Below are 12302 nucleotides of genomic sequence, written 5' to 3' on the forward strand. Positions count from 1 at the left end.
CGGCCGGTTGGACCTGCCGAGTGTACTAAGCCGGATCGAGTGAGATCCGCTATTCGGGCAGTCGCACGCGCAACGACACCGCGCCGCGCAGGTCGAGCCACGCCGCGCCCGGCCCGCGTACCAGACGCAGCACGACCTCGTCGCAGCCGGGGCAGCGGGCGACCAGCCCCGGTTCGGGGCCATACACGCGGAGTTCGGCGACGGGGCCGGTCAGCCCGCAGCTCGCGCAGCGGCCGACGGCCGCGGTGACATCCACGGCGAAGATCTCGCTCAGCGGCCCGGCGAGGGCATTGCCGTCCAGGTGTTCAGCGGTCATGTCAGCCTCCGGTCGGGCCGAGGTGCGCGGTGGTCAGGTCAGTCACAGGCCGATGCCTTCGGTGGTCGGGTCAGCCTCCGGTCGGGCCGAAGCGTTCGGTTCTGATGCGCTCGGGCGCGTGCCCGAGCGCGAGCAGCAGGTCGGCGGTCGCCTCGACGAACCCCGTCGGCCCGCAGACGTAGCACTCCGGCTCGAAGCCGGCGGGCCAGCCGCCTTCCGCCAGGTCGTCCAGCAGGATGCGCCCGGCCGGGCGGGGCCAGCCGTCCGGCACGGCCCGCGTGTAGATGTAGCCGACGTCGAGCCCGGCGTCGGGACGGCGCAGTTCCTCGGCGTAGTAGCGGCCGCCGGGCTCGCGCAGTGAGTACAGCAGCCGGAACGGCACCCGGCTGCCCGCCCGGCGACGCTCGCGGATCATGGCCATCAGCGGGACGATGCCCGAGCCGCCGCCGACCAGCAGCACTGGCGAGGTGCTCTCGGGCCGCCAGACGAACCAGCCGCCGACCGGCCCACGGATCTCCACCTGGTCACCGGGCTCTATGACCTCCGTGAGGTACGGCGAGACCTCCCCGTCGGGTACGCGTTCGACGGTGAGCTCGACCGTGTCGCCGTTGGCCGGGGCGGACATCGAGTAACTGCGCTGGGCGCTGTAGCCGTCCTCTGCGGTCAGCTTCACGTCAACGTGCTGACCGGCCAGGTGTCCCGGCCAGCCCGGCACCTGGAAGACCAGCGTGCGGGCGCTGGCGGTCTCGTCGCGCAGCGCGGTCAGCCTGGCCGGTCGCCAGGTCAGGCGGCGCACCTAGTCGCCCTCGTAGCGCTGCTCGCGCCATGGGTCGCCGTAGTTGTGGTAGCCGGCGGTCTCCCAGAAGCCCGGCCAGTCCTCGTCGAGCAGCCGGATGCCGTGGATCCACTTGGCCGACTTCCAGAGGTACAGATGCGGCACCAGCAACCGGGCCGGGCCGCCGTGCTGGGGTGCGAGCTCCTCGCCGTCGAACTTGTGGACGATCCACGCCTTGCCGTCGAGCAGGTCTTCCAGGGGGAGGTTCGTGGTGTAGCCGCCGTACGAGTACGCCAGCGCGTATTCAGCGGCCGACTCTACATTCTCGAACAGCGTGTCCAGCGAGACGCCCTGCCAGCCGGTGCCGAGCTTGGACCATTTGGTGACGCAGTGGATGTCGACCGTCGGCGTCTCCTGCGGCAGCGCCATCAGCTCCGGCCAGGTCCACCGGTGGGTCTGCTCGGCCTCGGTGTCGATGGCGAACTCCCACCGCTCCAGCGGGATCCGCGGCGTTGGCCCGGTCGACAGCACCGGGAAGTCGTCGACCAGGTATTGGCCGGGCGGCAACCGGTCGTCGTCGCCCCTGCGCCGGCCCTGGAAGCCGCGCGAAATGATGCCCACCGGCACTCCCTTCAGCGATGCACCAGATCACGTTCGCACGTTCGGGTACGGGGTGCACTTCTCCTCGCTTTGGTTATGCCAAGTCATACGTATTGAGTACCGTTGGGGGACGTAAAAAGAGAGGAGCACGGGTGCCCAAGCAGGTGGACCACGAGGCCCGGCGTACCCAGATCGCCAAGGCGCTGTGGCGGGTGGCGCAGGCCCGGGGGCTCGACCGGGTGAGCCTGAGAGAGGTCGCCGCGGCGGCGGACATGTCGCTCGGCCAGCTCCAGCACTATTTCACCAACCGTGAGGACATGATGGTCTTCGCGGTCGAGTTCATGAACAGGAAGAACGTCGAGCGCGTGGCCGAGCGCATGCTGGCCGCCGGCTCGCAGGCGCCGCGGGCCAGGCTCCGGGCCATCGTCCTGGAGATGCTCCCCGTCGACCGGGCGGCGGAGGCGGGCAGCCTGATCAACATCAGCTTCCTGCTGGAGGCCGCGCGCAGTGAGCCGCTGCGCGACTACGCCCGCAAGCGCGCGCTGGCGCTGCGTGGCGTGCTGGAGGGCCAGATCGCGCTGGCCATGCGGGCGGGCGACATCGACGGGTCCCGCGATCCGGCGGCCGAGGCGGCGCTGCTGGTCAGCCTGGCCGACGGGCTGCGCGCCAACTTCCACCTGGGCGTGCACACCGCCGAGGAGACGGTGGCGCTGATGGACGGGCAGCTGGCTCGGCTCTTCGGCGGTTGATCCAAGTCAGCTGTCTTGCTATGGTCGAAGCAATACATCTGACTTGGAAAGGACGCGCCGCGTGAACAACCTCCGCCCTCCGCTGCACAGGGTCGATCCCAGGGCCAGACGATGGTGGACGCTCCAGGCGCTGGTGGTCCTGTCGGGGCCGGCGCTGCTGACGGCGCTGTGCCTGTTCGTGCTGTCGCTGCTGTTCTTTCCCGGGGCGCTGGTCTGGCTGGGGCCGCTGCTGCTGGTCGTCCTGGTGCTGCCCGCGATCGTCTATCTGACGGTCATGCCGCGTTGGCGCTACCGGGTGCACGCGTGGGAGCTGGGGGAGCTCGCCGTCTACTCGGCCAGCGGGTGGTTCTGGCAGAAGCGGCGGATCGCGCCGCTGTCCCGGGTGCAGACGGTCGACACCATGCGCGGCCCCATCCAGCAGTCGCTCGGGCTGGCCACGGTGACCGTGACCACCGCCTCGACGGCCGGCAACGTGAAGATCGCCGGCCTGGCCGACGCCGACGCCGAGGAGCTCGCCCGCCGCATCGGCGCCGCTGCGCAGGCCGTACCGGGTGATGCCGCGTGAACGGACAAGACACGCAGTGGCGGCGGCTTGATGGGCGCGTCATCGCGGCGCACTGCTTCTGGCTGGTCGCGCCGCTGGCGTCGGTCGGGCTGACCGCGCTCGCCACCGGCGGCCGGTTCGACCTGCGGGCCTGGATCACGCTCGGCTCGATCGCCCTGACCTTCGCCGTCATCAGCGCCAACGGCCTGGCGCGCTGGCTGCGCACCCGATACCGGGTGACCGGCGAGCACTTCGAAGTGCGATCGGGGCTGCTCGTCCGCAGGCTCCGCTCGGTGCCGCTGAGCCGGATCCGCAACGTCGACCTGACCGCGAACCCCGTACACCGTCTCCTCGGCCTCGCCGTCGTGCGCGCGGGCACCGCCGACCGCGACGAGCTCCGGCTGGAGGCCCTGTCCCGGCAGGACGCGGCCCGGCTGCGTGGTGAGCTGCTGCGGCGGGCCGATACGCGGGAGAGCGCCGATCCGGTGCTGGCCATGTTCGACCCGCGGTGGGTGCGGTACGCGCCGCTGACATTCTGGACGATCGGCGGCGTGTTCGTGGTCCTCGGCACCGCGTACCGGATCCTGAACGACATCGGGATCGAGCCGTGGCGCCTCGGCTTCCTGCGCGACCTCGCGGCCGGCGCGGTCTGGGTGACGATCCCGCTGACGTTCCTGGTTTTCTTGGTCGTCGGCAGCGTGGGGGCGACCGCGCTGTACGCCGAGAACTGGTGGAACTACCGCCTGGAATGGGCGGACTCCGGCACGCTCGCGGTGCGCCGCGGCCTGTTCACGACCCGATCGGTGTCGATGGACCGCGAGCGGCTGCGTGGCGTACTCCTGCGCGAACCGCTGCTGCTCCGGGCCGGTGGCGGTGCCAAGGTCACCGCCGTGGCCAGCGGGCTCGGCGACGACGAGGAGAATCGGCGCCGCAGCTCGCTGCTGCCGCCCGCGCCCCGCGCCGAGGCCCTGCGCGTGGTCGAGCGGCTGACCGGCAAGGCGGCCGACCGGCCCATGCTCCGCCATCCCCGCGTCGCGCTGCGGCGCCGCGTCATGCGCGGTCTGACGCTGGTGGTCCTGCCCGTGGCCGTCGCCCTGGCCGCGCTCGGCCTGCCGCTCGTCGCGGGGATCTTCCTGGTCCTGACGACGCCGATCGTCTGGTGGCTGGCCCGGGATGCCTACCGCAACCTGGGCCACGCCGTCGATGGCGACTATCTGGTGGCGCGGTCCGGCACGTTCAGCCGCGACACGCTCGCGCTGCGTCGTACTGGCATCGTCGCCTGGACCTTCAGCTCCTCGCCGTTCGGCAGGCGGGCCGGTGTCGTGACGCTGACGGCCGCGGTGGCGGCGGGCGAGCAGGGCTACCGCATCCCCGACCTCGCCGCGGGCGACGCTCCCACGCTGGCGGAGGGGGCCGCGCCGGGCATCCTCACCGAGTTCCTGGTTTAGGGCACCACGGGCATCCAGGCGCCACGGGGTTTCCCGGCGTGTGATGGCCTTCACGCTGCCCAACCGTTGAACGCGGCTTTTCCGGGCAGAAAGAAGGGTGACGCTACTGGAAGTGAGTGCGAACCATGAGCGCGCGTGCGGTGCGAATCGACACTATCCGACACGTTCATTGCACAGTCCTTCGAGCGAGCGGCGAGCTGGATCACGCCGGCCGGGCGCGCCTGAGCGCGCGCATCCGGGAGGTATGGGACTGGTCCGACGGGCCCATCCTGGTGTTCGACCTGACCGACGTGGTGTTCTACGACTCTTCCCTGATCGGGGCACTGGCAGTGGCGTTGCAGCGCGTACGGGCCACGCACAGCGGCCGCATCATCCTGGCCAGCCCTCCCGACCGGCTGCTCACCGCTCTGGAACGTACTGGCCTGCTGGAGTACGTGGAGATCCGCGGCGGCGTCCAGGAGACGGTGGCGGAGATCATGATCGAGCGGGAGCGGGGACGGAAGCGTAGGGCGGGCTCCGGCGGCGCGTCCGTCGAAGAGGGCCGCGGTGCGCGGGACTTCCGAACCGTCCTGCCCTATCTGCGGTAAGTGTCCTTGGAGGTCAGCCCTCGGGGATGCCGGACTCGGCGCGATCGGCGTCGATCAGGTCGCTGAGCAGGGTGACGGTGGCCGCGGCGAGGTCGCGCAGCCTGGCCTCGGGGATGGCCGCCTTGTTCTCGAAGGCGCGTTGGACGGTCCGCGCGAGCAGGTCCGCCCGTTGCTCCGGACCTTCGGCGGGAGCATCGCCTTCGGCGCGCAGGAAGCCCTCGAACGTGGCCTGGTAGGCGTAGCCGATCTCGTCGGTGCGCATGTCATCGCGGAGCAGCCCGTACTCGGTGAGCAGGTTGAGGTAGTCGCGCGCCATGGTGCCGTGCCGCTCGTCGCGGGCGGTATCGGGCGAGCTGGTCAGTTTGCCGAGCAGGTGGGGATCGGCCAAGAGGAACCCGCGCAGCAGCGGGCGGTTGGTGATGGCCACGAAGTAGGCGCGCGCGAAGTTGTGCAGCAGGCATACCGTCGCGTCCTGCCGCAGCGCCTGCCGTAGCTCGTCCATGGCGTAGAGCACCTCGCGGGCGAAGACCACGCTGAACAGCTGCTCGCGGGTCTTCCAGTGCAGGTAGACGGTGCCCTTGCCGATGCCGGCTCCCTCGGCCACGTCGTCGATGGTCACCCGCCGGTAGCCGTGGCGCAGCAGCAGGTCGGCTGCCACGTCGAGGATGCGGGTGCCCCGTTCGGCGCGCTGCTGCGGGTCTCGGAGTCGTTCGGCGTTGGCGCTCACGTAGGGACCGTATGACCCCATACGAGATCTGGTCAACTCATATTTATCGATTGACTATATTTCAAATTTCGTCATACAGTCACCCCGACACAGCGGCAACCCCTGGAGCGAGTCATGAACAGCACTCTCGACAAGACCGTCCTCGTCACCGGCGCCACCGGGAACCAGGGCGGCGCCACCGCCCGCCACCTGCTCGCCGACGGCTGGCGGGTCCGCGCCCTCGTCCGGGACGAGAGCGCCCCCGCGGCTGCCGCGCTCGCCGCCGCCGGCGCCGAGCTCGTCCGCGGCGACCTGGACGACCGCGCCTCCATCGACGCGGCGGCCCGCGGCGTGTACGGCATCTACAGCGTCCAGTCCGCCAACGACAACGAGATCGCCCAAGGCATGAACGTCGCGGACGCCGCCAAGGCCGCGGACGTGCGGCACCTGGTGTACTCCTCGGTCGGCGGCGTCGAGAGCCAGAACAGCTTCTACGTGGAGCATGGCTGGGGCGCCATCGACAAGTGGCAGATCGAGGAGCGCATCCGCGAGCTGGGCGTGCCCGCGACGATCCTGCGCCCTGCCGGGTTCATGGAGGACTTCACCAGCCCGGCCCGGTTCTTCCAGAACGGCTCGCTCAACGTGCCCTGGCACGACGACCTGGTCATGCAGCTCATCGCCATCGACGACACCGGCGCCTTCGCCGCGCTGGCCTTCGCGGACCCGGACACCTACCTGGGGCAGGCGATGGAGATCACCGGCGACCGGCTGACCGCCCCGCAGATCGCCGCCGCGCTCGGCCAGGCGGCTGGGCGCCAGATTCCGCACACCCGGATTCCGCTGGACGTCCTCTGGGAGCACGACCCCGAGGTCGCGAAGGTCTTCACCTGGGCGAACGAGACCTACTACGACACCGACCTCGAGCCCCTGCGCAAGGCCAACGCCACCCTCACGGACTTCAACACCTGGCTGGACCGCTCGGGCAAGGCACGGCTCCTGGCGCAACTGGCCTCCCAGCCGGCCTGACCGGGCCCGCCCACCGTCACCGGCCCTCGGCAGGCCGCCCGTCGGGGCCGCTTCGCCAGGTGAAGCGAGGGCCCGTCGACGTAGGCGGCCCGGCGGGCTCGGGCCTGAGCGTTCCGGCGAGTGTGCTGGAATTTGCGGGTGACTTCGGAGACGCGGCGCGGAAAGGCGCCAGGCCGGCTCGCCCAGTCGGCCACGGCGGCGATCGGCGCCTCGGTCCTGCTGACGATCGCCATCAGCCTCCTCGGCCCGTCCGTCATGGTCCCTGCCCTGAGCGGCCCCGCCTGGCAGCCGCCGTACTCCCTGAACGTGCACGCCGCCCCCCACCTCGTGGTGGGGCTCGGCGCGGCGGCGATCGTGTTCGGCGCGCTCGGCTCGCTGGGCCTGCTGCTCGCCCTCTCTCGTGCGTCCGCGCTGCCCGCCACCTCTTCGCCCGCCATCTCTTCGCCCGCCGCCCCGCTATCCGCCAGCGGCAGATTCACGTCGTTCAGCGGTAGTCGGTGGTCGTTCGGCGGCGGTCAGTGGTTGCCGGATCCTCGGCTGCTGGTGCGCCTCGGCTGTCTGGTCGCCGCGCTGCTGGCGTTCCTGCCTCCATCCGGCTCCGGCGATCACCTCAACTACGCCGCCTACGGACGCATGGTGACGTTGGGCGTCAACCCGTACACCCACGGAGCCGTCGACCTGCCCACCGACCCCATCGCCCGCGCGGTGGAGGCCCCCTGGCGTGAGGAGCCGAGCGTCTACGGCCCGGTGGCGACGGCCGTGCAGGCCCTGGCGAGCTGGATCGGCGGTGACTCGCTCCGGCTGACCATCTTCGTCTTGGCGCTGGTCAACGCGGCGGCGTTCATCGCGACGGGCCTGCTGATCGACCGTTTCACCCGGGACGATCCCGCCCGGCGGCTGCGGGCGGCCCTGCTCTGGACCGCCAACCCGCTGCTGCTCTACCAGTTGGTCGCCGGTATGCACGTCGACACCCTGGCCATCGCCTGCATGGTCGCCGCCCTCCTGGCGCGGAGCCGCCCCGTCGGCTCAGGGTTCCTGCTCGGCCTCGGCGTGGCGGTGAAGATCAACTCGGGCCTCGTGGCGCTCGGCCCCGCCTGGGAGCTGCGCCGGCGCCCCGCCCGCCTGGCCCTGATGGCGGGCACCGCGCTGGCCGTGGTGGTGGTCGGCTACGTGATCGTCGGTTCCGAGGCGATCGGCCCGATGACCCGTACCAGCAAGTCGATCTCGCTGGCCTCGTTCTGGAAACTCGTCCAGGGCTGGCTGCAGTCGATCGTCGGCGCGGGCAGCGCCTACCGGGGCGAGATCCAGATCGGTTCGCTGCTGGTGCTCGCTCTGGTGGCGTGGTCACTGTTCCGCCTGATGTCCAGGCGCGACGGCTACCCGGGCTATGCGGATCCCCACGGGCCGGCCGGGCTGAGTGCCCCCGTCGTCTCCGCCGTGATCGTCATCGCCTACCTGTTCGCGACTCCGTACATCCTGCCCTGGTACGACGGCCTGGCGTTCGGGATGCTCGCCCTGATCGGAGCGTCGGCGCTCGACGGGTTGCTGTTCACGCACCTGCTCGTGCTGTCCCTGGCCTACCTGCCCGCCCGTGTCCTCGACAAGGTCATGCCGCAAGACCTCGACTGGCTCCGTACGGTCGTCAGGTCGCGGATCGCTCCGTGGGCCCTGTTCGCGCTGACGGCGGCTCTGGTGTGGTGGTCGTGGCGAGCTGCAGCGCGCGTACGGACGCCGCGAGCGTCAACGGCACCGCCACCGTGAGCGCCATGGCCGGGATGGCGATGCCCGAGTCGTTGATCAGGAATCCGATGAACGCGCACGTCAGCGCCCCGAACAGGCCCGCCCGGAGCGTCGGCGCGAGCGCGTACGCCTGACCGAGCGCCGGAGCGCCCCAGCGGGACGGCCGGTTGAGCACCCGGAAGAGGAACGCGAGCGCGACCAGCGTGAGCAGCGTGAGAGACCAGTTCCCGACGGTGACGCCGATCATCGCGCTGAACTTGCGCCCGATCACCGTCCACGCCTGACCGTCGATGATCTGCTGGACGAAATTGCCCAGATGGGTGCGCTGCGCCGCCGGCCGCAGCCAGTCGAACAGCGAGATGCCCCCGATGAGCACCCCTCCGGCCACCCCGACGAGCAGCAGCTTCACGATCGAGACCCGCCGCCCGGCGAGCAGGATGAGGAAGACGGCCAGCCCGATCACGAAGGCCGGGACCCCGCCGAAGTCCGCCCCCCACGACGGCCACCCATCGGCGAACACCGCCAACGCCCCATACGCCCCGCACACCAGCACCGTCACGAACCTCGACACCCCCCTCCTGAGCAGCCACTGAGCAACTCCGGCCAGCGCGAGCACGGTCCCCGTCGCGTACACGGCGAAGGCGATGTTGGAGAACCCGTAGAACCGCCCTCCGGTGACAGGCTCGTAGCCGGTCACGGCGTTGACCTGCAACTTCGAACCGGTCATCACGTCGATGAGCAGGGCGACAGAGGTGATGCCCGCGACCACGGTCAGGGGGCCGAGCACGTGCGCTCGCCACGGCCCCGCGAAGGCCAGCCCGGTGATCAGCGCGGCGAAGGCGAGGATGGTCACGATGACGCCGAGCATCGGCAGGGGCAGGGCCCACCACGGCACCAGCTGCGCGAGGAACGTCGAGACGGCGATGGACCCACTCACCACGGCCACGACCTGCACGACGGCCAGCAGTCGAGAAGTGCTCGCCGTCTCATGACCCGGCAGAGCCACCGCAGACTCCGCGGACGGCCCTCCGGCGTCACCGTGAGTCCCCGCGGAGGTGGGTTCCGCGGCCCCGGCATCAGCGGATGCGGCTACACCTGACCCGGCCTCAGCGGATGCGGCCACATCAGACCCGCTCTCAGCGGACTTGGCCACGTCGGACCCGCCCTCAACGGGGGTCGTCTCACCGGACGCGACTCCCGCAGGCGTGGCGTCGGTGGTCGTTTCCCCGGCGGAGACGGCGGCGGAGCGGCGACGGCGGCGCAGGGCCAGGGCGGCGAAGGCGTAGAAGAGCAGCTGTAGCGTCACGAACACCGCGAAGAACGGCCCCCGGACCTCCCGAAGCACCTGGCTGGCCAGGTCACTGTCCGACAGCTCGTTGACCGTGTCGACGGGTGTGGCCGCGCCCGCCGTACCGTCGGTCTGCCAGGCGCGCCCGACCACCTCGCGAGGCGCCTCCAGGCCCAGCAGTTGGATCGCGGTGGCCGTCAGGTCGGTGATCGTGACCAGGGCGTCCTGGCGGGTGGAGGTCGCCGTCAGATAGCCGTGCTGGTACGGCCGGCCGCTCGGGGAGGGGCCGGTGGCGATGGCGACGTGGAGATGGGGGTCCGGGGTGAGGTCGGAGACGCCCGCCACCAGGACGGTCGTGTCGCCCGGCAGCCTGCCGAGCAGGTCGCCGATGCGGTGATCCGCCTGCGCGGCGGCGGCCTGACGCGTCGCGGTGGGGAGCGGGGTCTGCACGCCGTGCTCGTCGAGCGGCTGGTGGGCCCAGGCATCGGCCAGGTCGGCGACGTCCATGACGATCAGGTTGTAGGGAGTCGGGTCCCCGAGAGCTTCCGGCGTGTCGACATATGTAGCGACTTTTCCGGTCGCGTCGGCGGCGGCCACTGCGGCGCCTGGCCCGATGGCGGCGACATGGCCGCCCGAGGACGTCACGAGCTGGCCCAGCGTGCCGAGCCGCGCGTCGTACCCGGTCTCGGCCTGGTACGCGGCCAACTCCGACCAGCCCGGAACCGTGGGGCCCCCGCCGCCGACCTGGGGCGTCGGGACAGCGGGGCACCCACGCCCGGGCGTCCCGGCCCGCTGGCCCGCCGACACGGTCAGCCATCCGGCTGTCGGGCAGGTGATGCCGCGGTCGGGCGGCGGCACGGCACGCGTGGACAGCGACGCGGAGCCGCCGTGGGCCACCAGCTTCCACAGATTGGGGGTACGGGTCTCGTCCAGGTCACTCCACTGGAGCCCCGGCACCCCGATGAGCGCCACACGGCCGCGCGCGGACGATGCCGAGACGGGACCCGTACCGGATGCGGAGGCTGCGGCGGCCGGGCCGGCGCCGAAGAGGGGTGCCAGAACGGTGGCGAGGAGCATCGCGACCAAGACCAGGACGGCCGGACGATGGCCGCGACGTCCGAGGGCTTCTTGAGGCAGCCGGGCGGAGCCTTCTTGAGGCGGTCGTCCGGGCGATTCTCGCCGCACGGGAGGGCGGTCCGAGGTGGGGGAGGCCGCGCTGAAGGTGGCGTGCGGCATGTGCGGGACCCCCAGTATCGAAGCGCTCGATCAACAACAGCCACGGTAACGTGCCACACCGTGACAGGTGGCAGGGCGACGACGATCCGGCGGCAGTGGTGGGCGTGGGCGATTGCCGCCCTGGTCATCGCGGTGGCCGTCGCACCGCTGGTACAGCAGTGGCTGACCAATCCCGACGACCAGCGGCTGGTCGATCTGGACGTGTACCGGACCGGCGGCCAGATGATCCTCGACGGCCGGGCCGTCTACGAGTTCGCCACGCCAGCGCCTCAGCTGCTGCCGTTCACCTATCCGCCGGTCGCGGCGATGCTGGCCGTCCTGCTGGCCAAGATGTCCTGGGAGACCGCCCAGTGGGTGTGGACCGCCGGGGTCTTCGTGTCGCTGGCCGTCGTGGTGGCGTACTCCTTCAGAGGGGTGCTGGCGGCGCACCAGGAGGGGCAGGCGGAACACCGGGACGGGTTGGCGCGGTACGCCCCGTGGCTCTTCGCCTTCCTCATGGTGGCCTGCACGTACTTGATGCCGATCCGCGACCAGGTCCGGTTCGGGCAGGTGGACATTCTGCTGGTCGCGTTGTGCCTGGCCGACTGTGTGGCCAGGAGGCCGTGGTGGCCTCGGGGGTTCCTGATCGGGCTGGCCACGGCGGTGAAGCTCACGCCGGGCGTCTTCCTCATCTACCTGCTGGTGACGCGGCAGTGGCGGACGTTCTTCATGGCGGCGTTCGCCGCGGCGCTGCTCACGTTGCTGCCGTTCGTGGTGATTCCGCAGGACGCGGCTGATTTCTGGTTCTCCGCGCTGTTCGATCCCAACCGGCTCGGCGCGAACGCCGCCACCACCAACCAGTCGATCCGCGGCATGCTGATCCGCCTGTACCTGCCCGACGCGGTGACGTCCGTGATCTGGATCGCCCTGGTGGCGGTCGTGGGCTGGTACGGCTTTCGCGGGGCGCGGGCCGCGTACCAGGCGAAGGACCCGATCACCGCCGTCGCGCTGGTCGGGCTCATGGCCGTGCTGCTGTCCCCGGTCGCCTGGATCCACCATCTCGCCTGGGTGGTCGTGGTGCTCGGGGCGATCGTGGGTGACGGGCGCGATCCGGTCAGGGTGCGGGTGGCCGTGGGGGTGTGGCTGTACTACGTGCTGCCCATCCCTTGGTGGGGCGTGGCGTTGAAGGTGGCGGGAGTGCCGGTGCTCGACAAGATCGTGCAGGACGGCTACGGACTGGGCGCGCTGGGTCTGGTCTGGTTGTTGGTCTCCTGGTTGCCGAAACGGCGCGACGTGGTGTGACAAACG

The 12302-nt window shown here is 70.9% G+C and carries 12 protein-coding genes; 7 read left to right on the forward strand and 5 right to left on the reverse strand.

Going from position 1 to position 12302, the window contains the following annotated elements; all coding sequences use genetic code 11:
- Nucleotides 1–49 precede the first annotated feature (49 nt).
- From AB0L53_RS09040 to AB0L53_RS09050, 3 genes are all read right to left on the reverse strand, one after another.
- The gene (locus AB0L53_RS09040; RefSeq protein WP_357653336.1) at nucleotides 50–316 is read right to left on the reverse strand and encodes a DUF6510 family protein; all 267 of its coding nucleotides are present in this window, start codon (nucleotides 314–316) and stop codon (nucleotides 50–52) included.
- 70 nt (nucleotides 317–386) lie between these two features.
- Nucleotides 387–1112: a ferredoxin reductase gene (locus AB0L53_RS09045; protein ID WP_363992300.1), complete on the reverse strand. Its 726-nt coding sequence runs from the start codon at nucleotides 1110–1112 to the stop codon at nucleotides 387–389.
- Entirely contained in the window at nucleotides 1113–1712 is a 600-nt protein-coding gene (locus AB0L53_RS09050) for a sulfite oxidase-like oxidoreductase (RefSeq protein ID WP_358534629.1), read from the reverse strand.
- A gap of 131 nt (nucleotides 1713–1843) precedes the next feature.
- On the opposite strand from AB0L53_RS09050, the gene AB0L53_RS09055 reads away from it, so the two are divergent.
- From AB0L53_RS09055 to AB0L53_RS09070, 4 genes are all read left to right on the forward strand, one after another.
- Nucleotides 1844–2440, forward strand: a complete 597-nt coding sequence (locus tag AB0L53_RS09055; protein WP_357960995.1) for a TetR/AcrR family transcriptional regulator — start codon at nucleotides 1844–1846, stop codon at nucleotides 2438–2440.
- 61 nt (nucleotides 2441–2501) lie between these two features.
- A complete protein-coding gene (locus tag AB0L53_RS09060; protein WP_363992302.1) occupies nucleotides 2502–3005 on the forward strand; it encodes a PH domain-containing protein in 504 nt (167 codons plus the stop codon).
- Nucleotides 3002–4432, forward strand: a complete 1431-nt coding sequence (locus AB0L53_RS09065) for a PH domain-containing protein (protein ID WP_363992304.1) — start codon at nucleotides 3002–3004, stop codon at nucleotides 4430–4432. Before AB0L53_RS09060 ends, AB0L53_RS09065 begins: the two co-directional genes overlap by 4 nt.
- A gap of 140 nt (nucleotides 4433–4572) precedes the next feature.
- On the forward strand, nucleotides 4573–5019 hold the full coding sequence (locus AB0L53_RS09070; protein ID WP_363992306.1) for an STAS domain-containing protein: 447 nt from the start codon (nucleotides 4573–4575) through the stop codon (nucleotides 5017–5019).
- Between the two features lie 13 nt (nucleotides 5020–5032).
- Here AB0L53_RS09070 and AB0L53_RS09075 read toward each other — a convergent pair whose 3' ends face one another.
- Nucleotides 5033–5746, reverse strand: a complete 714-nt coding sequence (locus tag AB0L53_RS09075; protein WP_363992307.1) for a helix-turn-helix domain-containing protein — start codon at nucleotides 5744–5746, stop codon at nucleotides 5033–5035.
- 114 nt (nucleotides 5747–5860) lie between these two features.
- On the opposite strand from AB0L53_RS09075, the gene AB0L53_RS09080 reads away from it, so the two are divergent.
- Nucleotides 5861–6751: an NmrA/HSCARG family protein gene (locus AB0L53_RS09080; protein WP_363992309.1), complete on the forward strand. Its 891-nt coding sequence runs from the start codon at nucleotides 5861–5863 to the stop codon at nucleotides 6749–6751.
- A gap of 138 nt (nucleotides 6752–6889) precedes the next feature.
- Nucleotides 6890–8512: a polyprenol phosphomannose-dependent alpha 1,6 mannosyltransferase MptB gene (mptB, locus tag AB0L53_RS09085; RefSeq protein WP_363992311.1), complete on the forward strand. Its 1623-nt coding sequence runs from the start codon at nucleotides 6890–6892 to the stop codon at nucleotides 8510–8512.
- On the opposite strand, the gene AB0L53_RS09090 is transcribed toward mptB, so the two are convergent.
- Nucleotides 8394–10856, reverse strand: a complete 2463-nt coding sequence (locus tag AB0L53_RS09090; protein WP_363992808.1) for a hypothetical protein — start codon at nucleotides 10854–10856, stop codon at nucleotides 8394–8396. The two genes, mptB and AB0L53_RS09090, sit on opposite strands and share 119 nt — an antisense overlap.
- Before the next feature lie 219 nt (nucleotides 10857–11075).
- On the opposite strand from AB0L53_RS09090, the gene AB0L53_RS09095 reads away from it, so the two are divergent.
- Nucleotides 11076–12296, forward strand: coding sequence for a glycosyltransferase 87 family protein (locus AB0L53_RS09095; RefSeq protein WP_363992313.1), 1221 nt, complete (start codon nucleotides 11076–11078; stop codon nucleotides 12294–12296).
- Nucleotides 12297–12302: the final 6 nt, after the last annotated feature.

This window comes from Nonomuraea sp. NPDC052129 (assembly GCF_040680095.1).
Taxonomy (GTDB): domain Bacteria; phylum Actinomycetota; class Actinomycetes; order Streptosporangiales; family Streptosporangiaceae; genus Nonomuraea.

Bases quoted from the DNA above. Each gene is read 5' to 3' on its own strand.
- AB0L53_RS09040 (WP_357653336.1), bottom strand. From the start codon at position 316: ATGACCGCTGAACACCTGGACGGCAATGCCCTCGCCGGGCCGCTGAGC.
- AB0L53_RS09080 (WP_363992309.1), top strand. From the start codon at position 5,861: ATGAACAGCACTCTCGACAAGACCGTCCTCGTCACCGGCGCCACCGGG.
- AB0L53_RS09090 (WP_363992808.1), bottom strand. From the start codon at position 10,856: ATGCTCCTCGCCACCGTTCTGGCACCCCTCTTCGGCGCCGGCCCGGCC.